A 25,290-nucleotide genomic window follows, 5' to 3' on the forward strand; every position below is an offset into this window, starting at 1 on the left:
TCTCCGGCAAGGGCGAACCAGGTATTCGCATTTACCTTTATGAGGGCGACACTCGCCTTGCTACTACCCTGGTAGATGCGAACGGCAACTGGACGATCAGCGATCAGGTTTTTCTGTCGCCAGGTAATCACGTGTTTACGCTAACGGACAACAACGGCGAGCGTTCGGAACCGTTCGTGTTGAACGTGATCGAAGCGACCTCCGGCAAACCAGTAATCGAATCTGCTGTGGACAATATCGGTGCCGACATTGGCTTGATTGGCAATGGTGCTATCACCGACGACGCGCGGCCGACGCTGCTGGGTCGTGGAGAACCGAACACCACGGTATCCCTGTACGTAGACGGCAGGTACATGGTGAGTGCCGTGGTGGATGAAGATGGCAGTTGGAGCTTGCTCTCGCCACGTGCCCTCGCACCAGGCGAACACGTTTTCACCGTGGGAGGGGATGGTGTGATGTCCGACCCGTTCGTGTTGACCGTGATCAACGCCCCGCAAGCGGCAACGTTGGTGATCGAGTCAGCGTTTGACCAGACAGGCCCGATGACGGGAATGATTGCCGACGGTAGCGCCACTGACGAGCATCGGCCAGTCTTCCACGGCCGTGGTGAACCGGATGCGCCGGTGTTTTTGTTTGTGAGCACTGGTGGAAATCGCTTGCTGGTCGGTAGCGGTGTAGTGCAGTCAGACGGTACATGGGAAGTGGGTATAGATAGCAACCGCTCGCTGGCTTCTGGTCACAATGTGTTCACTGTATCCGATGGTGTAAGCGACTCGGTGCCTTTCACTCTGCACATTGGCATTGATGAATCAATATTAATGACCGCAGTACAAGACGACACCACCAGTGACGTGATGCCCCTGGCTCTGTCGTTGTCCGACTTGCTACAGGATGCATCGGGCGAGTTGTTTGCCGATGAAATGACGCTGCCTTCCATCAACGATATACATCCAGAGCTGGACCTGAGCGTCGTTGTTGAAACCGAGGGTGGTATCAATACCTGGGTAGCAATTCCGAGCCTGCCTCTGGAGCAAGAACTGACTCACGCGGCGTAATGACCCAGTAGCGTGATCTGATGACAACTGAAAGCCGGCAGCCTCGTTTGGGACTGCCGGCTTTTTTCATGGTGCAACGCCTTGATTGGTAATGAAGTCGCCCTTCAAGGAAGGCGCGGAACCTGAGGCGCTTGAATCTCAACGAGACATGCGCCGCATCTCAACGCCCTAAGGAAGACAAAGATATTCACTGCTCAGTAACAGCTTGCGCTTGAACCCGCAGGAGAGACGGCGCCCGAAGCAAGTTCACTCTTACAAAGGCGAGGGGAAACACTCCTTCACAGCCTTGCAACAATATCGCTACAAAATACTTAGCCGGCTACGTATCAACCTGGCGTATAACCTCACCCCAGAAAATTACGCGCAGGTTCGATTGAGTGTCTTGAGTCTTTACTGTTGACACAACTAGACTCAATTACGCATTTTGTCTTAATTGCGCAGCCCAGGGCTCAAGCGCAGCATGTCCAACCCGATATCGACCCAACGTTCAGCCTCCTGGTGTAGCTGAAAACTGTCCGGTACCAGCAGCCACTGGCCCAGGATCCCGTCGATATAGGCATGCATGCACACCGCCGCACGTACGGTGTCGAGGTTTTCCGGTAGCTGCCCGCGATGGACCGCGTTACGCAGGGCCAACCCGATGCGCAAATTGCATTCAAGGCTGGCCGTCTGACGCTGACGGCGCAGATCACACATTTCATCGGTGAATTCGCACTTATGAAACAAAATCTCATTGATGCGCCGGGTTTTCGGATCCAGGGCCACTTGATGGAACAGATGGATCAGCAGCTTGCGCATACAGCCCAGCGGGTCGACTTCGTCCTCGCTCTCGCTGGCCCTGGCCATTTCGTCCAGCGGCTCATGCAAGGTGTCGAGCATCGCCTGCACCAGGTCGGCCTTATTACTGAAATGCCAGTAGATGGCACCGCGCGTCACACCGGCCAACGCCGCGATATCCGCCAGGGTGGTACGCGCAACCCCGCGCTCGTAAAAGGCTTGCTCGGCGGCTTCAAGTATCTGTTTGCGCGTTTCCTGAGCTTCCTCTTTGGTACGACGGACCATGGCAGTAAAACCTCAATCAGAACACATGGGGTGATCGCTAAGGATCATCTGAATAATTATGGGACGAGGCCTTCAAGGGCTTCGAACGTACTAAAATCATGGCTTTCGAGGCTCCTTTGTTACGAATCCTGGACGCCTGTCAAGAGTTTACAAACAACCATGAACGTAAGTATATTGCGTAGCAAGCTACTTATCCACTCAGTGCCTGTTTTTTACCCTTCCACCATTCTTGTGCGCACTCTGCGCGCCTGACCCGAGGATCTTCATGCAACTTAAGCCAGCTGTTACCGCTCTGGTCACTGCCGTCGCCCTGGCATCGCTGCTCAGCGGATGTAAAAAGGAAGAAGCGGCTCCGCCCGCTCAAACCCCTCAGGTCGGCGTGGTCACCATTCAACCTCAAGCCTTCACCCTGACGTCCGAGCTCCCGGGCCGCACCACGGCTTACCGCATCGCGGAAGTCCGTCCTCAGGTCAACGGCATCATTCTCAAGCGCCTGTTCAAGGAAGGCGGCGACGTCAAGGAAGGCCAGCAGCTCTATCAGATTGATCCGTCGGTCTATGAGGCCACTCTGAAAAGCGCCCAGGCCAACCTGCAACAGACCAAGTCGATTTCCGATCGCTACAAGCAGTTGGTCAATGAACAGGCTGTCAGCCGCCAGGAATACGACACTGCCGTCGCCAACCGCCTGACATCGGAAGCCAACTTGCAAAGCGCCGATATCAACGTGCGCTACACCAAGGTCTACGCACCGCTGACCGGCCGTATCGGCCGCTCCTCGGTCACCGAAGGCGCCCTGGTCAGCAACGGCCAGACCAACGCCATGGCGGTGATCCAGCAACTGGACCCGATCTACGTCGACGTCACCCAGTCCTCGGTTGAACTGCTGGAGTTGCGCCGCGAGCTGGAAAGCGGTCGCCTGCAAAAAGCCGGTGACAATTCGGCCAAGGTCAAGCTGACCCTGGAAGATGGCAGCGCGTACAGCCTCGACGGCAAGCTGGAATTCTCGGAAGTCTCGGTCGACGAAACCACAGGTTCCGTGACCATTCGTGCCGTGTTCCCCAACCCTGACCACACCCTGCTGCCGGGCATGTTTGTCCACGCGCAATTGCAGGCCGGTGTGAACAGTGCGGCGATTCTCGCCCCGCAACAGGGTGTGACCCGTGACCTCAAAGGCACCCCGACTGCATTGGTCGTCGGTGCGGACAACAAGGTCGAACTGCGTCAGCTCAAGGCCAGCCGTACTGTTGGCAGCCAGTGGCTGATCGAAGATGGCCTGAAAGCCGGTGATCGCGTGATCACGGAAGGCCTGCAATTCGTCCGTCCTGGCGTTGAAGTCAAGGCCACCGAAGCCACTAACGTAAAGGCAGCAAACCCGGCCCCTGCCCCGGCAACTGATAAAGCTGCGGGCGGCAAAGGGGAGTAAACCATGTCGAACTTTTTCATCAACCGTCCGATTTTCGCCTGGGTAATCGCCCTGGTGATCATGCTGGTCGGTGCTCTATCGATCCTCAAGTTACCCATTAACCAATACCCGAGCATCGCCCCACCGGCGATCGCCATCTCCGTGACCTACCCAGGCGCCTCTGCACAAACCGTGCAGGACACCGTGGTGCAGGTTATCGAGCAGCAGCTCAACGGTATCGATAACCTGCGTTATGTTTCCTCGGAAAGTAACTCCGACGGCAGCATGACCATTACCGCTACGTTCGAACAAGGCACCAACTCGGACACCGCTCAGGTTCAGGTGCAGAACAAGCTGAACCTGGCCACCCCACTGCTGCCTCAAGAAGTGCAGCAACAGGGTATCCGCGTCACCAAGGCCGTGAAAAACTTCCTGCTGGTGATCGGTGTGGTATCCACCGACGGCAGCATGTCCAAGGACGACCTGTCCAACTACATCGTGTCCAACATGCAGGACCCGATCTCGCGGACTGCCGGTGTCGGTGACTTCCAGGTCTTCGGTGCCCAGTACGCCATGCGTATCTGGCTCGACCCGGCCAAGCTGAACAACTTCAACCTGACTCCGGTCGACGTGAAGAACGCCATTGCCGCACAGAACGTCCAGGTGTCCTCCGGGCAACTGGGTGGTTTGCCGGCAGCACCGGGCACACAGCTGAACGCCACGATCATTGGCAAGACCCGCCTGCAGACTGCCGAGCAGTTCAAGGCAGTCCTGCTCAAGGTCAATGCTGACGGCTCGCAAGTGCGCGTCGGTGATGTGGCCGATGTTGGCCTCGGTGGTGAAAACTACAGCATCAGCGCCCAGTTCAACGGCAGCCCGGCTTCCGGTCTGGCAGTGAAGCTGGCCAACGGCGCCAACGCCCTGGACACCGCAAAAGCGCTGCGCCAGACCATCGCCGACCTGGAACCCTTCTTCCCTGCTGGGATGAAAGTGGTATTCCCGTACGACACTACTCCGGTGGTGACCGAGTCGATCAAGGGTGTAGTTGAAACCCTGGTCGAAGCGATCGTGCTGGTGTTCCTGGTAATGTTCCTGTTCCTGCAGAACTTCCGCGCCACCGTGATCACGACCATGACGGTACCGGTGGTATTGTTGGGTACCTTCGGGATCCTCGCAGCCTTCGGTTTCAGCATCAACACCCTGACCATGTTCGCCATGGTGCTCGCTATCGGCTTGCTGGTGGACGATGCCATCGTCGTGGTGGAGAACGTCGAACGGGTGATGAGTGAGGAAGGCCTGTCACCCAAGGATGCCACCATCAAATCGATGGGGCAGATCCAGGGTGCGCTGGTGGGTATCGCGCTGGTGCTGTCGGCCGTACTGTTGCCGATGGCGTTCTTCGGCGGCTCCACCGGCGTAATCTACAAACAGTTCTCGATCACCATCGTGTCGGCCATGGCGCTGTCGGTACTGGTCGCCCTGATCTTCACCCCTGCCCTGTGCGCCACCATGCTCAAGGCCATTCCCAAGGGTGAACACGGCACTCCAAAACGCGGGTTCTTCGGCTGGTTCAACCGCAATTTTGACCGCAGCGTGAAGAGCTACGAGCGTGGCGTGGGCAATATCCTGCGGCACAAGGCACCGTACCTGCTGATCTACGTGATCATCTTCGCGGGCATGATCTGGATGTTCCTGCGTATCCCGTCCTCGTTCCTTCCGGAAGAAGACCAAGGCGTGCTGTTTGCCCAGGTCCAGACGCCAGCCGGCTCGAGTGCCGAGCGTACTCAGGTGGTCGTCGACGAAATGCGCGAGTACCTCTTGCGCCCGGTAAAAGACGGCGGTGAAGGCGACGCGGTGAGCTCCGTGTTTACGGTGACAGGCTTCAACTTCGCCGGTCGTGGCCAGAGCTCGGGTATGGCGTTCATCATGCTCAAGCCATGGGACGAACGTAACGCTGACAACAGCGTATTCAAGCTGGCCCAACGCGCACAGATGCACTTCTTCAGCTTCCGCGATGCAATGGTGTTCGCCTTTGCTCCTCCGGCCGTACTGGAGCTGGGTAACGCCACCGGTTTCGACGTGTTCCTGCAAGACCGTGCCGGTATCGGCCATGAGAAGCTGATGGAAGCTCGTAACCAGTTCCTGGGCATGGCCGCGCAAAGCAAGATCCTCAGCCAGGTCCGTCCAAACGGCCTGAACGACGAGCCGCAATACCAGTTGGAAATCGACGACGAGAAGGCCAGCGCCCTGGGCGTGACCCTGTCCGACATCAACAACACCCTGTCGATTGCGCTGGGCAGTAGCTACGTCAACGACTTCATCGACCGCGGTCGGGTGAAGAAGGTGTTCCTGCAAGGTCGCGACAACTCTCGCATGAGTCCGGAAGACCTGAAGAAATGGTACGTGCGCAACAGCGCCGGAACCATGGTGCCGTTCTCTGCCTTCGCCAAGGGTGAGTGGGTATACGGTTCGCCGAAACTGGCCCGTTACAACGGTGTGGAAGCAATGGAGGTTCTCGGGGCTCCGGCGCCGGGCTACAGTACCGGTGAGGCCATGGCGGAAGTCGAGCGCATCGCCGCGAAACTGCCAAAAGGTGTCGGTATCTCCTGGACCGGCCTGTCTTACGAGGAACGTCTGGCAGGCTCCCAGGCACCCGCCTTGTTTGCCCTGTCGTTGCTGATGGTGTTCCTGTGTCTGGCGGCGCTGTACGAAAGCTGGTCGATTCCGATCGCGGTCGTTCTGGTAGTGCCTCTGGGGATTATCGGTGCACTGCTGGCTACCACGCTGCGCGGCCTGTCCAACGACGTATACTTCCTGGTGGGTCTGTTGACCACCATTGGTCTGGCGGCGAAAAACGCCATTCTGATCGTCGAGTTCGCCAAAGACCTTCATGAACAGGGCAAGAGCTTGCAGGAGGCCGCCATTGAGGCCTGCCGCATGCGTCTGCGTCCAATCATCATGACGTCCCTGGCGTTTATTCTCGGCGTGCTGCCGCTGGCCATCTCCACGGGCGCGGGTTCGGGAAGCCAACACGCCATCGGTACCGTAGTGATCGGCGGTATGATCACCGCCACCATCCTGGCGATCTTCTGGGTACCACTGTTCTTCGTCACGGTATCGTCCATGGGCCGCAGGAAAGATGCGGACAAACCGGATGACACTGAAACTCCACACAATGAGGCTGGCCGATGAGCAAGTCGCTACTTTCCCTGGCAGTTACGGCATTCGTGCTCAGTGGCTGCTCGCTGATACCTGACTATCAGCGCCCCGAAGCGCCGGTGGCCGCGCAGTTCCCGCAGGGGCCGGCGTATTCGTCGGCCCAGGCACCGGGCCAGGCCGCTGCCGAGCAAGGCTGGAAGCAGTTTTTCCATGACCCTGCCCTGCAACAGCTGATCCAGACTGCCTTGGTGAACAACCGTGACCTGCGTGTCGCGGCCCTGAACATCGACGCCTACGCTGCCCAGTACCGCATCCAGCGCGCCGACCTGTTCCCGGCGGTTTCGGCCAATGGCAGCAGCAGTCGCCAGCGTATGCCGGCGAATATGTCGTCAACGGGTTCGGAGAGCATCACCAGTTCGGCATCGGTCACCCTCGGCGTCAGCTCCTATGAACTTGACCTGTTCGGTCGGGTTCGCAGCCTGAGCGAAGAAGCGCTGCAGAAGTACTTCGCGACCGAAGAAGCGCGCCGCAGCACTCAGATCAGCCTGGTGGCCAGCGTGGCCAACGCCTACCTGACCTGGCAGGCCGACAAGGAACTGCTGAAACTCACCCAGGACACCCTGGGTGCGTATGAGGAGAGCTACCGGCTCACCTCCCGCAGCAACGAAGTCGGCGTGGCCTCGGCTCTGGACTTGAGCCAGTCGCGTACCTCGGTGGAAAGCGCCCGGGTTCAACTGGCACGCTACACTCGCCAGGTGGCCCAGGACGAAAACAGCCTGACCCTGCTGCTGGGCACCGGCCTGCCGGCAAACCTTGTCAGCCGCCCATTGGCTGATGACCTGTTGAGCGAAGTACCGGCCGGTCTGCCTTCGGACCTGCTGCAACGTCGTCCCGACATCCTGCAAGCCGAGTACAATCTCAAGGCTGCCAACGCCAACATTGGCGCGGCACGGGCTGCGTTTTTCCCGAGCATCAGCCTGACGGCCAACGCCGGCACCCTGAGCCCGGACCTCGGCGGCCTGTTCAAGGGTGGCTCGGGCACCTGGTCGTTTGCGCCGCAGATCAACATTCCGATCTTCAACGCTGGCAGCCTGCGCGCCAGCCTGGATTACTCGAAAATCCAGAAAGAGATCAACGTCGCGACCTACGAGAAAGCGATCCAGACCGGCTTCCAGGAAGTCTCCGACGGCCTGACAGCACGCGCGACCTACAACCAACAGTTGCAGGCCCAGCGTGATTTCGTCGCCGCCAACCAGGACTACTACCGTCTGGCCGAGCGTCGCTACCGCATTGGTATCGACAGCAACCTGACCTTCCTCGACGCCCAGCGTCAGCTGTTCAGTGCCCAGCAAACGCTGATCACCGACCGCCTGGCACAACTGACCAGCGAAGTGACTTTGTATAAGGCACTGGGTGGTGGCTGGAACGAACAGACGGCGAAAAATGAGCCGTTGAAAGAAGAAGCGCCGACGTTAAAGTTGTTCTGATAACACCGCAAAAATAGAAGCCCACCTTTTGGTGGGCTTTTTGTTTTCCAGCATCCGGTGCAGCGCCTGGCTACTTTCGTTCGATCACCGCCCAAAACCCGCCCGAGCCGATTGAATCCTGGCACCGCTGCCCCGCACCATGGCCCGCACCTGCAAAACCAATAACAACAGGTACGCAATCATGACTGCCCACACCGCGCTTTCCGGCTGACGACAGCCGCCCGTTTTCCCCAGGATTGAATCTTGTCTGCGACCCTCGTTGCGGCAACACCCTGCTTCATCCCTAACAATTAGAGAGACCCGACTCCATGAGCACCCTCCCCGCCCGTCAGTTGTTGTTGGCCACCGCCGTCGCCAGCCTCGCTCTTCCGGCCATGGCTGAAGAACACGGTTTCCTGGAAGACGCCAGCGCCAACCTCAACCTGCGCAATTTCTTCTTCAACCGTAATTACACCAACCCGACCAAGGCCCAGGGCGGTGCGCAGGAGTGGACGCAAAGTTTTATTCTCGATGCCAAGTCAGGCTTTACCCAGGGCACGGTAGGCTTCGGCGTGGACGTGTTGGGGTTGTACTCGCTGAAACTGGATGGCGGGCGCGGTACTGGCGGCACTCAATTGTTGCCGCTGGACCATGACGGGCGACCTGCCGATGACTTCGGCCGCCTGGGAGTGGCGTTCAAGGCCCGGTTATCGAAGACCGAACTCAAGGTCGGCGAATGGATGCCCGTGCTGCCGATCCTGCGTTCCGACGACGGCCGTTCGCTGCCGCAAACTTTGCGCGGCGGGCAGATCACCTCCAAAGAGATCGACGGCCTGACCCTCTACGGTGGCCAGTTCCGCGCCAACAGCCCGCGGGACGACAGCAGCATGACCGACATGTCGATGTTCGGTAAAACGGCGTTCACCTCGGACCGCTTCAACTTCCAGGGCGCCGAATACGCCTTCAATGACAAGCGCACACAGGTCGGCGTGTGGAACGCCCAGCTCAAGGACATCTACAGCCAGCAATACCTCAACCTGATCCACAGCCAGCCTGTGGGTGACTGGACCTTGGGCGCCAACCTCGGGTTCTTCTACGGCAAGGACGACGGCAGCGCCCGCGCAGGCAGCCTGGACAATAAAACCTGGTCCGGCCTGTTCTCGGCCAAGTACGGTGGCAACACCTTCTATGTCGGCCTGCAAAAACTCACCGGCAACAGCGCCTGGATGCGCGTCAACGGCACCAGCGGCGGCACCCTGGCCAACGACAGCTACAACGCCAGCTACGACAACGCCCAGGAGAAATCCTGGCAAGTGCGCCACGACTACAACTTTGCGGCGCTCGGCGTTCCGGGCCTGACAGTAATGAACCGCTATATCAGCGGCAGCAACGTGCACAGCGGCACCGTGACCGACGGCAAGGAATGGGGCAGGGAAAGTGAGGTGGCCTACACCGTGCAAAGTGGCACCTTGAAAAACCTCAACGTACGACTGCGCAACTCCAGCATGCGCCGCGACTACAACAACAACGAGTTTGATGAAAACCGGTTAATCGTCAGCTACCCGATAAGTCTGCTGTAAACCCACGGCGACCTTGTTGTATGGTGCGCGCCTGCCGCTGCTGAGCTGACTCAGCGGCGGTCTCCCGATGAGCCCGGCCTACACAATGAAATTCTTCGTCCTTACGTCCGCTCTGCTTGCCCTTGTCTTGAGCCTCAGCGGCTGCATCGGCGCCCCCATCGCCCTGACACCACAGACCGAACAACGCCTGCAAGCTCAGGCGCCGATCCGTTTTCTGCTGACCTTCGATGATGGCCCCAGTGCCTCGGGCTATAACAACCCAAGCCGTTCGGTGGTCGCTGATCTGGCGAACAACCCCGTGTTGCCGGGCATCAAAGCGGTATTTTTCCTGCAGACCGAAGCGGCTCGCTCAGGCGGCAGCTCCCGGGGTCGCAAGACCATGGAGCGTGAGTACGCAGGTGGGCATATCCTGGCATTCCACACCGCCACGGCATTTCATACCAACCACCGCTGGCTGAACGACGCGGAGCTTGAACGCACCCTCACCCAGGGCGTGACCGATATTGCCTCGATCACCGGTGCGCCGCCCACCCTGGTACGCCCGCCGTTCTGGAACTATGACCGGCGCACCTTCGCTGCCTACCAGCGCCACGGCATGCACGTATTGCTGACGGATTTAAGCGCCAATGACGGCAAGATCTGGGGCTTCAATGGCAGCCCGCGTCGACGGGCCAATCTGCTGCGGCAGCTGTCGCAGGTGCGCGAATTGATCGCCCAGGGTGAATTACCGACGGTAGACGGCGTGATACCGGTGGTGGTGACCTTTCATGACATCAACCGCTATACCGCGCGGCATCTGCAGGAGTACTTGCAGATCCTGATGGACAGTGCCCAAGCCACGGGCGTGCGCACTGCCGAGCCAGCGTTTTACACCAATCGCGAGGCACTAGAGCGCGCAGCCACGGCTCGCACGGTGAAGGACGTCAACGAAGTGGTGCACCTCCCTGGCGTGTGGAATTGGGTGTGGAGTGCCGACTCGCACTGAGCCTCATCCCTTTCAAGGCCTTTGAAAAACAGCCTTACGGCTAACGCCGAACCTGTGGCGAGGGGGCTATCTGCTTTTTGTAGCCGCTGCCGATCACCTGTAGCCGCTGGCGCAGCCTGCGATCGGCTGCACAGCAGTCGCCAGGTCTTGAAACCGCTGAAGGTCCTTCGGCCCTTATCGCAGCCTCGTGCCTCGGCAGCGGCTACAACGGGCCAAATGTATGACCTGACAGGGCTCTTGCCTAGTGACGCGCAAGACGGTATCTACAGGACAACCGAACGCCAAAAAGTATTCGCTCAGTGCTCGTTCTTACTTGACCTGTTTTTTCAAAGACCTTCAGAGGCATGGCACTAAGCCTCACTCTCGCGACTCAACCCCCAGCTCATCCCACACCGATTCCGCCAGATGAAAGGTCGCATTGGCCGCCGGAATCCCGCAGTAGATCGCGCTCTGCATCAGCACTTCCTTGATCTCGGCCCGGGTCACGCCGTTGCTGGCCGCGGCCCGCAGGTGCAGCTTCAGCTCTTCACTGCGGTTCATGCCGATCAGCATGGCGATGGTGATCAGGCTACGGGTGTGCCGGGGCAAGCCCGGGCGGGTCCAGATATCACCCCAGGCGTGACGGGTGATCATTTCCTGAAACTCAGCATTGAACTCGGTCAGGGCATTCAGGCTACGGTCGACATGGGCATCACCCAGCACTTCACGACGCACTTGCAGGCCGTCGGCGTAACGTTGTTTCTCGTCCACAAAAGACTCCTCAGCGGGCTAACAGAAATTCCAGCACCCGGTCGCTGAACGCGGCACCGGCTTGCACGTTGGAGAGGTGCGCGGCATAGAACTCGGCGTACTCGGCGCCCCGCACATGTGCCTGGATAAAGTGCCCACCGGACGGCGGTGTGACCGCGTCTTCGGTACCGGCAATCACCAGCGTCGGCGCCTTGATCGACGACAGTTGCTCGCGGAAATCGGCGTCACGTACCGCCGCGCAGTTGGCGGCATAACCTTGGGGCGATGTGGCCGCGAGCATGTCGGTGATCAGCTTGGCCTGATGGGGATGGGCCTCGGCAAAATCTACAGTGAACCAGCGAGCAATCGAGGCATCGCGCAACGCAACCATCGCCGCCGGGCCATCCCGCAGGACCATCTCAATCCGAGGGTTCCACACCTCAGGCGTACCGATCTTCGCCGCCGTATTGCACACCACCAGACGCTCGAGGCGTTCACTGGCGTTAATGCCCAACCATTGCCCAATCAGCCCCCCCATGGACAGCCCACAGAAATGCGCCCGTTCGATATGCAGTGCATCCAGCAGCGCCAAAACATCCCGGCCCAGTTGCTCGATGCTGTAGGGCCCTTCGGTGACCAGGGATTTGCCATGCCCGCGGGTGTCGAAACGCAGCACCCGAAAATGCTCTGCGAAGGCCGGAATCTGGGTATCCCACATATGCAAGTCGGTACCCAACGAGTTGGACAGCACCAATACCGGTGCGTCTTCAGGGCCATCCAGTTGGTAGTTCAGTTCGCCATCGGCGAGTTGTACAAATCCCACAGCAGCCTCCTCAGGCAATCAATGCAACATGTTCGGCCACCGCGCGGGCGACCCAGGTGCGGGCCAGGCCCAGGTAATGCGCCGGGTCCAGCAAGCGATCAAGTTCGACGGACGACAGCTCGGCAATCACTTGTGGCTCATCGGCGAGCACCGCACGCAGATGGCGATGTTCGGCAACTGCCCGTTTGCAGCACTGCTCCAATAAATGGTGAGCGGTTTCACGGCCAAGGCGCTGGGCGAGGACGATACTGACGGCTTCGGCCAGCACCAGGCCTTGTGTCAGGTCGAGGTTTTGCGCCATGCGTTCAGCGTCCACCTCCAAGCCTTCGCTCACCAGTAACGCTTGATGCAAGGCACCGGACACCAATCGGCAAATCTGCGGTAAGGTTTCCCACTCCGCGTGCCACAGGCCCAGGCTGCGCTCGTGTTCCTGGGGCATGGCGCTGAACATTGTCGCCACCAGACCGGGGACACGGGTCGCGGCGCTGATCAGAACAGCGGCACCCACTGGATTGCGTTTGTGGGGCATGGTCGAGGACCCCCCCTTGCCGGGAGCCGACGGCTCGAACACTTCCGCGGCTTCGGTCTGCATCAGCAGGCTGATGTCCCGGCCCAGCTTGCCCAGGCTGCCGGCGATCAAACCCAGTACCGAGGAAAACTCCACCAGCCGATCGCGCTGGGTGTGCCAAGGTTGCTCCGGCAAGCTCAGTTGCAGCTCGGCGGCCAATGCTTCGGCCACGGGCATCGCCTGTTCACCCAAGGCCGCCAGGGTTCCGGAGGCACCGCCAAATTGCAGCACCAACAAACGAGGCTTGAGCTGCGTGAGACGTTGTCGATTGCGAGTCACCGCACCCAGCCAACCGGCGATTTTCATGCCCAGGGTGACGGGCGTCGCATGCTGCAACCAGGTGCGGCCAGCCAATGGAATCGCGGCGTAACGTACCGCCTGTAGCGCAAGGATTTCCCCCAGGCGTGACAGGTCGCTTTCGATCAGCGCCACGGCATTGCGCAATTGCAGCACCAGGCCGGTGTCCATCACATCCTGGCTGGTGGCGCCCAAGTGCACATAACGTTCGGCCCCGGCATCTTCACTGGCAATCAGCTTGCCCAGCGCCTTGACCAACGGAATCGCCGAATTCCCTGCCGTGGCAATTGCTTCCCCGAGGGCATCAACGTCGTAGAGCGAAGCCAGGCATGCCTGGGCAATGGGCGCGACGGCCGCTTGCGGAATCACCCCCACCTGAGCCTCGGCCCGAGCCAGCGCGGCCTCAAAATCCAGCATGCCCTGCAGGCGCCCTTGATCGCAGAACACCTCGGCCATGCTATTGGCCGTGAAATAGGCGTCGAACAACTGATTGCTCGTGCGCAATGTCATAAACCATCCCCCGGTGGCGCATGCCTTCCAGAGGCATGCGCCCACCGTTTACAGATCGTGGTGCAAATACGCCGCCTGTTTCGGCAGGCGCAAGCTGAACAGGAAGGCCACCGCCATCATGGCGGTGACGTACCAATAGAAGGTGTTTTCCATGCCCAAGGACTTGAGACCCAAGGCGACGTACTCCGCCGAACCACCGAAGATCGCGTTAGCCACCGCATAGGCCAGGCCCACACCCAACGCACGCACTTGTGGCGGAAACATTTCCGCTTTCACCAGGCCGCTGATAGAGGTGTAGAAACTGACAATGGCCAGCGCCAGGGTGATCAGCACAAAGGCCAGGAACGGGCTGGTGACGGTTTTCAAGGTCAGCAGGATGGGCACGGTCAACAGCGTACCCAGGGCGCCGAACCACAGCATCGAATTACGCCGACCGATCTTGTCCGCCAACATGCCGAACAGCGGTTGCATACACATGTAGAAGAACAGCGCACCGGTCATGATGTAACTGGCCGTCTTGGCGTGCATCCCGGCGGTGTTCACCAGGTACTTCTGCATGTAGGTGGTAAAGGTGTAGAAGATCAGCGAACCGCCGGCGGTGTAGCCGAGTACGGTGATGAAGGCGGCCTTGTGGTCGCGGAACAACGCGGCAATGCTGCCGGCGTCCTTGTCTTCACGCATTTCCTTGCTGGTGGTTTCTTTCAGCGTGCGGCGCAGCAACAGCGAAATCACCGCCGCAATGGCGCCGATCACGAATGGAATCCGCCAGCCCCAGGCCCGCAGCTCTTCTTCGGTGAGGATCTGTTGCAGGATCACCACCACCAACACCGCCAGCAGTTGCCCGCCGATCAGAGTCACGTACTGGAACGAGGCGAAGAAACCACGTTGGCCCTTGAGAGCGACTTCACTCATGTAGGTCGCGGTGGTGCCGTATTCGCCGCCTACCGAAAGCCCTTGGAATAGCCGCGCCACCAGCAGCAAGGCCGGGGCCCAGGCGCCGATGTCTTTATAAGTGGGCAAAAAGGCAATGACCAGGGAGCCGGCGCACATCATCAGCACCGAGATCATCATGGAGTTTTTGCGACCGTGCTTGTCGGCCACCCGGCCAAACAGCCAACCACCGATAGGACGCATCAGGAAGCCGGCGGCGAACACACCGGCGGTGTTGAGCAGTTGAACCGTGGGATCGTCCGAGGGGAAAAACGCCGGGGCGAAGTAGATGGCGCAGAAGGCATAAACGTAGAAGTCGAACCATTCGACCAGGTTGCCTGAGGACGCACCGACGATGGCAAAAATCCGTTTGCTGCGTTCTTCTCCGGTGTAGTAACTCGTTTTTGTTGTCATGGTTTTTCACTCAGTGGGAACGGTTATAGCCTAGACATACTTTGCAACAACCATGTTCCGCAAGCAGACTTTTGGATATGTGTTGCCTGGACGGGCCTCATCCCTGTAGGAGCGAGCTTGCTCGCGAAGAACTCAAGGACACCGCGTTTATCAGAAAATCCGCGTTATCGTTGACGATCTTCGCGAGCAAGCTCGCTCCTACAGGAACTCAATAATCAAAGAACACCGTCTCTTCGTCTGTGCCCTGCAAGATCACATTCCACTGATACACACCCTGCGCATCAGCCTTGGCAATCAACGTGTCCCGCCGCTCCTCGGGCACGCACGCCAACAACGGGTCATCCCCGTTCGCCGCATCACCGTCAAAATAAATCCGCGTCAACAAATGTTTCACCAGCCCACGGGCAAACACCAGCACCACCAAATGCGGCGCCTGGGTCGTACCTTTCAACCCCGGCACGCTGCCCGGCTTGATCGTGGTAAACCGAAACCGTCCTTCGGCGTCCACCGGCACCCGACCAAAACCTTCGAAGTTCGGGTCCAGCGCTTTGTCCTGTTCATCTTCAGGGTGGTCATATTTGCCGGCAGCATTGGCCTGCCAGACTTCCAGCATGGCGTCGTTGACGAAGTCGCCATTACCGTCCACCACTTGCCCGGTAATCGCCACGCGTTCGCCGAGGGTGTCGGGAACGGTCAGGTCTTCGCGGTTCAGCCAGGTCAGGCCGATGTGGTAATAGGGCCCGACGGTGTGGGACGTAGTCGCGTTGAGGGTCATCTTATTTCTCCATCGGCGTGGCATCGCGGCCGCGCAGGACGATGTCCCAGCGGTAGCCGAGGGCATAGTGCGGAATGGTTTTTTCCAGGTCGAAGCTGGCAATCAGGCGTTCTTTGGCCGAGGTGTCTGGAACGCAGTTGTAAATCGGGTCGTAGGCCAGCAATGGGTCGCCCGGAAAATACATTTGGGTCACCAGGCGTGTCAGGACACTGGGGCCGAATAGCGAGAAGTGGATATGCGCCGGGCGCCAGGCATTGTGGTGGTTACCCCACGGGTAGGCGCCGGGCTTGATGGTCTGAAACTGGTACCAGCCATCGGCATCGGTGACCGTGCGGCCGGTGCCGGTGAAGTTCGGGTCCAGCGGCGCATCGTGCACATCACGCTTGTGGTTGTAGCGACCGGCGGCGTTGGCCTGCCAGATTTCCACCAGAATGCCGGGAACGGGCAGGCCGTTTTCATCCAGCACGCGGCCGTGAATGATGATGCGCTCGCCCTGAGGTTCGCCAGCGTGTTGGGCGGTCAGGTCGTTGTCCTTCTCTTGCAGGTTTTCAGCGCCGATAGTCGGGCCGGTGATTTCCGACAAGGAATGGGGCAAAAACACCAACGGTTTGGACGGCGAACGCAGGTTCGTCGACTGGTAGGCCGGGTGCAGGTAGTCAGGCTGAGTACCCGCTTGCGGGCGCCGGTAACCGGGCTTGTCACTCATGAATCAATCCTCATTGTTCTTAAGGTTCTCAGACGCGCTCAATGGCCAGCGCCAGGCCTTGGCCAACGCCGACACACATGGTCGCCAAGCCTTTACTGCCACCGGTTTTTTCAAGCTGATGCAGGGCCGTCAGTACCAGACGCGCACCGCTCATACCCAGTGGATGACCCAAGGCGATAGCGCCGCCGTTCGGGTTGACCTGAGGTGCGTCGTTCGCGATCCCCAGTTCACGCAGTACCGCCAGGCCTTGGCTGGCGAAGGCTTCGTTGAGTTCGATCACATCAAAATCGGTGACGGCCAGGCCCAGGCGTTCCACCAACTTGCGCACCGCAGGCACGGGACCGATACCCATCACACGCGGAGCAACACCGGCGCTGGCCATGCCCAACACCCGCGCACGCGCAGTCAGGCCATGTTTTTTCACCGCTTCGGCAGACGCAAGAATCAGCGCGGCGGCGCCATCGTTCACACCGGAGGCATTGCCGGCGGTGACCGTCTTGTCCGGGCCATTGACCGGTTTGAGTCTGGTCAAGGCTTCCAGCGTGGTATCGGCCCGTGGATGCTCATCGTGCTCGACCACGGTTTCGCCTTTTTTATGGGCGACACGCACCGGAACGATTTCTTCGGCGAAAAAACCGGCAGCTTGTGCGGCAGCGGTACGTTGCTGGCTGCGCAAGGCGAAAGCGTCCTGATCGACGCGGGAGACTTTATAGTCGTCGGCCACGTTGTCAGCCGTCTGCGGCATCGGATCGACGCCGTACTGGGCCTTCATCAACGGGTTGATAAAACGCCAGCCAATGGTGGTGTCTTCCAGCTTCATGTTGCGCGAGAACGCGGCATCGGCCTTGCCCATCACGAACGGTGCGCGGGACATCGACTCGACGCCCCCGGCAATCGCCAGTTCCATCTCGCCGCTGGCAATCGCGCGAAACGCGGTGCCAATGGCGTCCATGCCCGAAGCGCACAGCCGATTGAGGGTCACGCCGGGAATGCTTTCCGGCAAGCCGGCCAGCAGCAGCGCCATGCGGGCCACGTTGCGGTTGTCTTCACCGGCCTGGTTGGCGCAGCCGAGGAATACTTCGTCGACAGCGTTCCAGTCCACAGACGGGTTACGCTCCATCAGCGCCTTGATCGGCAGTGCCGCCAGGTCATCGGCGCGCACGGTGGACAGCCCACCGCCGAAACGGCCGATGGGGGTACGAATGGCGTCACAGATAAATACGTCGCGCATCACGCTTCTCCGGGAGTTTGGCCGTGGGCGGCGGCCGTGCGGGCTTCAAGATCGCGCAGGGCGGTCAGTTCGATTTCGGTGGGTTCGGCGCTGGTGCTGACCTGGTCGGCAAAACGAATCGCCCAACCGGTGGCCGCTACTACTTGCTCACGGGTCACGCCCGGGTGCAACGCGGTCACTACAAATTCGTGACTGCCCTCCTCCGGTTCCATGATGCACAGGTCGGTAATGATTCCTACCGGGCCCGCGCCTGGCAGACCGAGACGCTTGCGCGAGTCTGCACCTTCGCCATGACCCACCGAGGTGATGAAATCGAGCTTGTCGACAAACGAACGGGCCGATTGCTTAAGGATGATCAGCACGCTCTTGGCGGAGCCGGCGATCTCCGGTGCGCCACCGGCACCCGGCAGGCGCACTTTGGGCTGGTGATAATCCCCCACCACGGTGGTGTTGATATTGCCGAAACGGTCCACCTGGGCCGCACCGAGGAAGCCGACATCAATACGCCCGCCCTGCAACCAGTAGCGAAAGATCTCACCGGTGGGGACGACGGTATCAGCGGTTTCCGCCAGTTCGCCGTCACCGATGGACAGCGGCAACACCGAAGGCTTGGCGCCAATCGGGCCCGACTCGTAGATCAGCACCACGTCCGGTGACGACGTCAAGCGGGCCAGGTTGGCGGCCTTGGACGGCAGGCCGATGCCGACGAAGCATACCGAGCCATTCTTCAGACGGCGCGCGGCGGCGACGGTCATCATCTCGTTGGTTGAGTAAGCCATTACTTGGCCTCCTGCGCGGCAGCCAGTTTGGCCTGGAATTCACTGAAGTTGGCAGTGCCGTGGATGTATTCGTCGATCCAGGCGGTAAAAGTCCCACGGTCCCGAGCGATCGGGTCCCAGGCTTGATAGAAACGGTTATCGCGCTCGGTGTAACCGTGTGCGTAGGACGGATGCGCGCCTCCGGGTACGTGGCAAACAGCAGTCAGGGCCCAGGTCGGCAGCACACAGGCGTTCATCGGCGCATTCAAGTCATCGACGATTTCTTCAACAGTGACGATGCAGCGCTTGGCCGCCAGAGCCGCTTCTTTCTGCACCCCGAGAATGCCCCAGAGCAACACGTTGCCCTTGCGATCGGCCTTCTGTGCGTGGATCACGGTGATGTCCGGGCGTACCGACGGTACCGCGGCCAGCACTTCGCCGGTGAACGGACAGGTCACGGTCTTGATCAGCGGATTGACCTTGGGCAGGTCGGAACCGGCGTACGCCCGCAACACCGCGAATGGCAAGCCGGAGGCACCGGCGACGTAGGCATTGGCCAGGTCAGCATGGCTGTGTTCTTCGATCTCCAGCGGCTGTGGCCATTGCTTCTCTACCGCATCCCGCAGGCGATGCAGGGAACCCACCCCCGGGTTGCCACCCCAGGAGAAAATCAGCTTGCGTGCGCAGCCGGCCCCGATCAGTTGGTCGTAGATCAGGTCGGGCGTCATGCGGACCAGGGTCAGGTCTTTCTTGCCCTGACGAATGATTTCATGACCTGCCGCCGTAGGGATCAGGTGGGTAAAGCCTTCGAGCGCGACGGTATCGCCGTCATTGACGAACTGCTTCACCGCATCAGCCAGCGATAGGATTTCAGCCATGGGGTTGGGCTCCCGGTTGGATCGAAAAAGGCGCCGTGGATGGCGCCGAAGTGCTTGAAGATTAAGCTGGGAGAAAAAGCCAAACAATCCGATAATCGACTGAGTGTTCGATTATCGAACAGATTGTTGGCAAGCTATCGATTGCTGTCAGGTCGCATCCGCATGGCTGACCATACCCTTGATCACCACTGCGGCGGTCGCCACTGCGGCTGGGACCACCAACGCGGTCAATACTTGCTCGAAGTTCCAGCCCAGGCCCAGCAAGGTCGCGCCCATCCATGCCCCGAGAATCGCACCAAAACGGCCGATACCGAGCATCCATGACACGCCCGTGGCGCGCCCCTGGGTCGGATAGAACCGTGCGGCGAGGGACGGCATGGCCGATTGCGCACCGTTGACACACATGCCGGCGATCAGCACCAGGGTCGCCAACAAGGTGATGTTGCCCAGGCTCTGCCCCACTGCGTAGGCAAACACCCCGGCCAGCAAGTAGAAGGTGCCGATGACCTTGTGGGGGTTGAACCGGTCCATCGCCCAGCCGACGCCGACGGCGCTCAATACGCCGCCAAACTGGAACAGCGCGCCGATAAACGCGGCCTGCTCCATGCTCGCGCCGCTGTCGCGCATCAGGGTCGGTAGCCAACTCGTCAGCAGGTACACAATCACCAGGCCCATGAAGTACGTCAGCCACAAGAGCAAGGTGCCGGCGCTGTAGGTGCCGGAGAAGATCACCGCAAATACGTTGCGGGCCTTGACGGTCTTCTGCTCGGGGACACTGAAGCTGGACGCTTGGGCGACGATGCCCGGGTCGATGGGTGACAACGTCTTGCGCACCTTGTCGGTACCGCGGTTGCGCACCACCAGGTACCGCGCCGACTCCGGCAGCCATACCAGCAACACCACCGTCAGGATCAACGGCAAGATGCCGCCGATCATCAACAGACTGTGCCAGCCAAAAGCAGGAATCAGCTTGGCCGAAATAAACCCGCCACCGGCCATGCCCAGGTTGAAGCCGCAAAACATGCTGGTCACCAGCAGCGACTTATGACGCTCCGGGGTGTATTCCGACAGCAAGGTCGTGGCATTCGGCATGCCCGCCCCCAGGCCCAGGCCGGTAAGAAAGCGAAGCACCAACAGTTGATCAACGTTGCTGCTGTAGGCCGAAGCCAGGCTGAAGGCGCCAAACACCAGCACCGCACCGACCAACACCACTTTGCGGCCAAAGCGGTCAGCCAATGGGCCGGAACCCAGTGCACCGAACACCATGCCAATCAACGCGGCACTCATCACCGGTCCCAGGCTGGCACGGTCGATGCCCCAATCTTGAGACAGCGCCGGCGCGATAAAGCCCATGGCCGCGGTGTCGAGGCCATCGAGAAAGACAATCAGGAAACACAGGATCACCACCCGCCACTGATAACGCGACAGCGGCTGGGCATTGATAAAGGACTGCACGTCCAGGCACGTGCCGACAGCAGGAGAAGGCTGATTCATTATTTTTATTTCCACACCAAGGGGCGGGCGAACGAGGCTGAGCCTCATCATTATTATTGGGGTGCGATTTGAACCATCGCGGTCAAATGCGCTGCCGCGACATTAATGAGCCAGAGGAAACATCGTCAATTCATCAAACCGGGATCTGTGCGGTCACCGAACAGCTTAAGCAAACAACTGGGTGCTCAATTCACGGCTGGCGCTGAGCATGCTCGGCAGGAAACGCTGCTCCAACTCGCTGCGGCTGACCCGCCCGGCATGAGTGCTGACATTCAGCGCGGCCAGTACCTGGCCCGAGGCGTCATACACCGGCACCGCGATGGAACGCAGGCCTTGCTCCAGTTCCTGGTCGACGATGCACCACCCCTGCTGACGCACTTGTTGCAAACATTCGAGCAAGGCTTGGGGCGTGGTCACGGTGCGGCTGGTCTTGGTTTGCAGGTCGGCGTGATCAAGGTAGTCCTGCAACGAGGCATCATCGAGCGCCGCCAGCAGGATCCGGCCCATGGACGTGCAATAAGCCGGCAAGCGCCCGCCCACCGACAGGTCGACGGAGATCAGTCGCTGGGTGGTCGCCGAACGGGCGATATAAAGGATGTCGTCACCTTCCAGGGTCGCCATGTTGCAGGCTTCATGGAGCTGCTCGCTCATGCGATCCAGATAAGGCTGAGCGGAAACCGCCAAAGGCGTGGAGGAAAGATAGGCATGGCCGAGGGTCAGAACCTTGGGCAGCAGCGAATAGGTGCGTCCATCGGTGGTGGCGTAGCCAAGTTTGATCAAGGTATGCAGGCAACGGCGTACAGCAGCGCGGGGAATTTCCGTGCGATGGCTGATTTGGGCGATGGTCAGGTGACGCTTGCGTTCCTGGAACGCTTGTACCACTGCCAGGCCACGGGCCAGAGAGGTCATGAAATCCGGATCACCGGTGAACGCCTGGATGCGCTTGGCAGGAGAGGCAACGATCGGTGGCGCCACTGACGCGAAGGAGTTGCGCAATTGATCGTTCATTTCAGGTCCTTCTCAAGATTCAACCGCTATTACAAGCCGCCTGGCAATCGATACACAAGGCGGGGCCGTCAACATTGGGCGATTATCGGACGATCATTCGATAATCGCAATTTTCCGAGACCGTCCTTTTTCAGGTCAGGCCGATCGGCTTCACCACACGGGGTTGAAGCCACCCGACTCTTCGAGTCAGTGATTGGATGAATGAAGTAATTGCCTGAACTGCTGTTTGTCGAAGAGTAAGCAAGTACCGCACCCGAACTTTGGAAATACCCACCTCTATACGTAACAAAACTCTCACACAAAGTTGACGATTTTTAACTTGCCGGTGATAGTGTTATTCAAATGCATCGCTATAATGCATCCTGCGAGGATGTGAATGGGCCTCAAACCCCGCACCATTCCCCGTAGGTCGTGTACCTGCTTTATGCACCCATCGTCGCAAGTACCTGACACTCATTTCAAATGTTTGCCTATTTACTGCGACCTGTAAGAAAACGGCTGCTACGACAGCTGTTCTTCTCCGGTGCTGTGACCGCCTGCAATAAAGAAGTGGTTTATCGCGTGTACCCTCAAATACTGAGCAGCCTGGCCGTTCAATGTGATGAGAACCCGAGGCCGACTTTCTGGCATTGTGCAGCACTGGAATCAAACTCAACTCAATTAGGTAACAATGTGACGAAAGACGAACTGCGCGCGGAACTTGAGCGCCAGGAACAACGTTACAAGGATGTTTACGGCGGGGAAGTCACCACCTACGCCGCCCAGCCAGAACCTGAGCGCAAGCCATGGCGCAAACGGGCCAGCCTGCTGGACCAGGCTTTTGCACAGGAAATTCAAAAGATCGAACAGGACCTCAAAACCGAAGAGCCATAAGCGCTTCGGGTTGAGTCCCCTGGGTTCGCCACCTCCCCGCCAACGCATGGCGGCCGGGAGGACATCCCGCTTGCACCTTTATATTTGCCCTCACAACTGCTTCGGCAAACCCTCCAGCAGGCGCCCGCCCCTGTCTTGTCGAAATTTCATACGATTGTTTCAGACGTTATCCTGACACCTGCCACATCCCGACAGATCGGGCCTTGGCTTTATAAATCAATGACTTGCCAAAGCCCCGTAAACCCTGGGATCTGTGCCCGTCCCACAAACTTTTTCGTTGAAGAATGTTACCGATGAGCAGCTAGTGCATCGATTACCAAGGTTTTCTGGCATAATCGCGCCCCCTTACGACCGGGTCAGAAAACCTTCATGATCGATTTATTCAGCGGACTGGATGCTTGGGTTCTAGTGAGCCTGTTGCTCGCCCTGGCCTTTGTCCTCGCCTTCGAGTTCATCAATGGCTTTCATGACACCGCTAACGCGGTGGCCACAGTCATCTATACCAAAGCCATGCCACCTCACCTGGCCGTGTTCTTCTCCGGGGTATTCAACTTCCTCGGCGTATTGCTCGGCGGCGTAGGTGTCGCCTATGCCATCGTGCATTTGCTGCCGGTGGAGTTGCTGATCAATGTGAATACCGGCCACGGCTTGGCCATGGTCTTCTCATTGCTGGCGGCGGCGATCACCTGGAACCTGGGCACCTGGTATTTCGGGATCCCGGCGTCCAGCTCCCACACCCTGATCGGCTCGATCCTCGGTGTCGGCCTGGCCAACGCCCTGATCAACGACATCCCACTGGCTGACGGGGTCAACTGGCAGAAGGCCGTGGATATCGGCGCCTCGCTGGTGTTCTCGCCCATGGCCGGCTTCCTGGTGGCAGCCCTGGTGCTGATCGGCCTGAAGTGGTGGCGTCCGCTGTCCAAGATGCACAAGACTCCGGACCAACGCCGCAAACTGGACGACAAGAAACACCCACCGTTCTGGAACCGGCTGGTGCTGGTGATTTCCGCCATGGCCGTGAGCTTCGTGCACGGTTCCAACGACGGTCAGAAAGGTATCGGCCTGATCATGCTGGTGCTGATTGGTATCGTGCCCGCGCAGTTCGTACTCGATCTGGGCAGCACCACTTACCAGATCGAGCGCACACGCGACGCCACCCTGCACCTCAATCAGTTCTACCAGCGTAACCACGAAACCCTAGGCGAATTCCTCGCCCTGGGCAAAAGCGTCAAAGACGACCTGCCGGGCAAGTTCCGTTGCAACCCGCAACAGACCGAACCCACCATCAACGCCCTGCTCGGTACATTGAAGGGCGTCTCCGACTACCATTCTCTGACCTCCGATCACCGCATTGAAGTGCGTCGCTACCTGCTCTGCCTGGACGACACGGCGAAAAAAGTCGGCAAATTGCCTGGTCTTGACGCCCGAGAGAAATCCGACCTGGACAAACTGCGCAAAGACCTGACCGCCACCACCGAATACGCTCCGTTCTGGGTGATTCTGGCCGTGGCCCTGGCCCTTGGCCTGGGCACCATGGTGGGCTGGAAGCGTGTGGTACTGACCATTGGCGAGAAGATCGGCAAGCAAGGCATGACCTATTCCCAGGGCATGTCGGCGCAGATCACTACCGCCACTATGATTGGTCTGGCCAACATCTATAGCCTGCCTGTTTCGACCACTCACGTGTTGTCGTCGGGTGTGGCAGGGACCATGGTAGCCAACAAGAGTGGGCTGCAAGGCGGTACGGTGAAGACCATTCTGATGGCTTGGGTACTGACGCTACCGGCGACTGTGGCCTTGTCGGCCGGGTTGTTCTGGTTGGCTTCCAAGGCATTGGGTAGCTGATAGTTCGGCTGCGATAAAAGAGGTGCGACCTGTGAGGGTCGTACCTTTTTTTATGCTTGGTTGCTTGGTTGCTTGGTTGGTTGGTTGGTTGGTTGGTTGGTTGGTTGGTTGGTTGGTTGAGTACATATCCGTTGCTGCGGTTACGGCTGCTATTGGTTTCGCTTTTACAGCGACTCACTTTGCAAAAGCGGCAAAGTAAGCAAAACGCTCTTGCCCCACCACTCGGCACCTCGCCAGGGCTCGGCGTGCCCTCACTCCGGCATTACTCCGTGGGCCGCCGCGACGGGCCATCCATGGCCCAACGCGGCTAAACCGGCGTCCTGCCGGTTTACCCACTGCGTAATACCTGCATTCGGCCAGCGTGGTTTAACGGGGCGCCTCAGATCAAGATCAAGATCAAAAGCAGATCAAGAGCACGCAGCCTCGCTGGTGCTCGACAGCTGCTACGCGAGGGTGGGGAGGAAGAAACGCAGATGCTTCAAAGAATAGGTCGGCTACTAGGCCGCCTCGCTTTGTTTTTGATCTTGGGCGCCCCGTTAAACCACGCTGGCTGAACGTAGGCATTGATCCGTGGGTAAACCGGCAGGACGCCGGTTTAGCCGCACTGGGCCAGGGATGGCCCATTGCGGCGGCCCACGGAGCAATGCCGGAGTGAGGGCATGCCGAGCCTAGGCGAGGCACCGAGTGGTGGGGCAAGAGCGTTTTGCTTACTTTGCCGCTTTTGCAAAGTGAGTCGCTGTAA

20 protein-coding genes are annotated in these 25,290 nt (G+C 59.4%); 8 read left to right on the forward strand and 12 right to left on the reverse strand.

Annotated elements, in window-relative coordinates:
- Positions 1–1,055: Ig-like domain-containing protein (locus J7E41_RS12045; RefSeq protein WP_251029468.1), on the forward strand; the 1,055-nt coding region annotated here is incomplete at its 5' end.
- Positions 1,056–1,484: 429 nt separating this feature from the next.
- Here the strand turns inward: J7E41_RS12045 and emhR are convergent.
- Positions 1,485–2,117 carry an efflux system transcriptional repressor EmhR gene (gene emhR / locus J7E41_RS12050; protein WP_214993179.1) on the reverse strand — a complete coding sequence of 211 codons (633 nt, stop codon included), beginning with the start codon at positions 2,115–2,117 and terminating at the stop codon, positions 1,485–1,487.
- 265 nt (positions 2,118–2,382) lie between these two features.
- Between emhR and emhA the strand changes: the two genes are divergently transcribed.
- The 5 genes from emhA (at position 2,383) to J7E41_RS12075 (ending at position 10,709) form a co-directional block, all read left to right on the forward strand.
- Positions 2,383–3,540 carry an efflux RND transporter periplasmic adaptor subunit EmhA gene (emhA, locus tag J7E41_RS12055; protein WP_214993181.1) on the forward strand — a complete coding sequence of 386 codons (1,158 nt, stop codon included), beginning with the start codon at positions 2,383–2,385 and terminating at the stop codon, positions 3,538–3,540.
- 3 nt (positions 3,541–3,543) lie between these two features.
- A complete protein-coding gene (locus J7E41_RS12060) occupies positions 3,544–6,711 on the forward strand; it encodes an efflux RND transporter permease subunit (RefSeq protein WP_214993182.1) in 3,168 nt (1,055 codons plus the stop codon).
- Positions 6,708–8,165 (forward strand): AdeC/AdeK/OprM family multidrug efflux complex outer membrane factor, encoded by a 1,458-nt coding sequence (gene adeC / locus J7E41_RS12065; protein ID WP_214993183.1) that lies wholly within the window; start codon positions 6,708–6,710, stop codon positions 8,163–8,165. The genes J7E41_RS12060 and adeC overlap by 4 nt, the downstream gene beginning before the upstream one ends.
- A 308-nt stretch (positions 8,166–8,473) precedes the next feature.
- Positions 8,474–9,724: an OprD family porin gene (locus J7E41_RS12070; protein WP_214993184.1), complete on the forward strand. Its 1,251-nt coding sequence runs from the start codon at positions 8,474–8,476 to the stop codon at positions 9,722–9,724.
- A gap of 85 nt (positions 9,725–9,809) precedes the next feature.
- Positions 9,810–10,709 carry a polysaccharide deacetylase family protein gene (locus J7E41_RS12075; RefSeq protein WP_214993185.1) on the forward strand — a complete coding sequence of 300 codons (900 nt, stop codon included), beginning with the start codon at positions 9,810–9,812 and terminating at the stop codon, positions 10,707–10,709.
- A 357-nt stretch (positions 10,710–11,066) separates the two neighbouring features.
- Here J7E41_RS12075 and pcaC read toward each other — a convergent pair whose 3' ends face one another.
- The 11 genes from pcaC to pcaR all read right to left on the reverse strand — a co-directional run bounded on the left by pcaC (position 11,067) and on the right by pcaR (position 21,830).
- Positions 11,067–11,459, reverse strand: coding sequence for a 4-carboxymuconolactone decarboxylase (gene pcaC / locus J7E41_RS12080; RefSeq protein WP_178123646.1), 393 nt, complete (start codon positions 11,457–11,459; stop codon positions 11,067–11,069).
- Between the two features lie 10 nt (positions 11,460–11,469).
- Positions 11,470–12,261 carry a 3-oxoadipate enol-lactonase gene (gene pcaD, locus J7E41_RS12085; protein WP_214993187.1) on the reverse strand — a complete coding sequence of 264 codons (792 nt, stop codon included), beginning with the start codon at positions 12,259–12,261 and terminating at the stop codon, positions 11,470–11,472.
- 10 nt (positions 12,262–12,271) lie between these two features.
- Positions 12,272–13,636, reverse strand: coding sequence for a 3-carboxy-cis,cis-muconate cycloisomerase (locus J7E41_RS12090; protein ID WP_214993188.1), 1,365 nt, complete (start codon positions 13,634–13,636; stop codon positions 12,272–12,274).
- Positions 13,637–13,684: 48 nt separating this feature from the next.
- Positions 13,685–14,980, reverse strand: coding sequence for an MFS family transporter (locus tag J7E41_RS12095; RefSeq protein WP_214993189.1), 1,296 nt, complete (start codon positions 14,978–14,980; stop codon positions 13,685–13,687).
- Between the two features lie 208 nt (positions 14,981–15,188).
- Entirely contained in the window at positions 15,189–15,755 is a 567-nt protein-coding gene (pcaG, locus tag J7E41_RS12100; protein ID WP_214993190.1) for a protocatechuate 3,4-dioxygenase subunit alpha, read from the reverse strand.
- A 1-nt stretch (position 15,756) separates the two neighbouring features.
- Entirely contained in the window at positions 15,757–16,461 is a 705-nt protein-coding gene (gene pcaH, locus J7E41_RS12105; RefSeq protein WP_214993191.1) for a protocatechuate 3,4-dioxygenase subunit beta, read from the reverse strand.
- Between the two features lie 28 nt (positions 16,462–16,489).
- On the reverse strand, positions 16,490–17,695 hold the full coding sequence (pcaF, locus tag J7E41_RS12110) for a 3-oxoadipyl-CoA thiolase (RefSeq protein ID WP_214993193.1): 1,206 nt from the start codon (positions 17,693–17,695) through the stop codon (positions 16,490–16,492).
- Positions 17,692–18,471, reverse strand: coding sequence for a CoA-transferase subunit beta (locus J7E41_RS12115; protein ID WP_214993195.1), 780 nt, complete (start codon positions 18,469–18,471; stop codon positions 17,692–17,694). Before J7E41_RS12115 ends, pcaF begins: the two co-directional genes overlap by 4 nt.
- Positions 18,471–19,328 (reverse strand): CoA transferase subunit A, encoded by an 858-nt coding sequence (locus tag J7E41_RS12120; RefSeq protein WP_214993197.1) that lies wholly within the window; start codon positions 19,326–19,328, stop codon positions 18,471–18,473. Before J7E41_RS12120 ends, J7E41_RS12115 begins: the two co-directional genes overlap by 1 nt.
- A 147-nt stretch (positions 19,329–19,475) precedes the next feature.
- Positions 19,476–20,822: an MFS transporter gene (locus J7E41_RS12125; RefSeq protein WP_214993199.1), complete on the reverse strand. Its 1,347-nt coding sequence runs from the start codon at positions 20,820–20,822 to the stop codon at positions 19,476–19,478.
- Between the two features lie 165 nt (positions 20,823–20,987).
- The gene (gene pcaR, locus J7E41_RS12130; RefSeq protein WP_169353259.1) at positions 20,988–21,830 is read right to left on the reverse strand and encodes a pca regulon transcriptional regulator PcaR; all 843 of its coding nucleotides are present in this window, start codon (positions 21,828–21,830) and stop codon (positions 20,988–20,990) included.
- A gap of 672 nt (positions 21,831–22,502) precedes the next feature.
- Between pcaR and J7E41_RS12135 the strand changes: the two genes are divergently transcribed.
- Complete coding sequence (locus J7E41_RS12135; RefSeq protein ID WP_169357768.1) at positions 22,503–22,703, forward strand: hypothetical protein; 201 nt, start codon at positions 22,503–22,505, stop codon at positions 22,701–22,703.
- A 369-nt stretch (positions 22,704–23,072) separates the two neighbouring features.
- Positions 23,073–24,548 carry an inorganic phosphate transporter gene (locus J7E41_RS12140; RefSeq protein WP_155586424.1) on the forward strand — a complete coding sequence of 492 codons (1,476 nt, stop codon included), beginning with the start codon at positions 23,073–23,075 and terminating at the stop codon, positions 24,546–24,548.
- The last annotated feature ends 742 nt before the right edge of the window (positions 24,549–25,290 follow it).

It is taken from the genome of Pseudomonas fluorescens (genome assembly GCF_018614655.1).
GTDB lineage: Bacteria > Pseudomonadota > Gammaproteobacteria > Pseudomonadales > Pseudomonadaceae > Aquipseudomonas > Aquipseudomonas fluorescens_BX.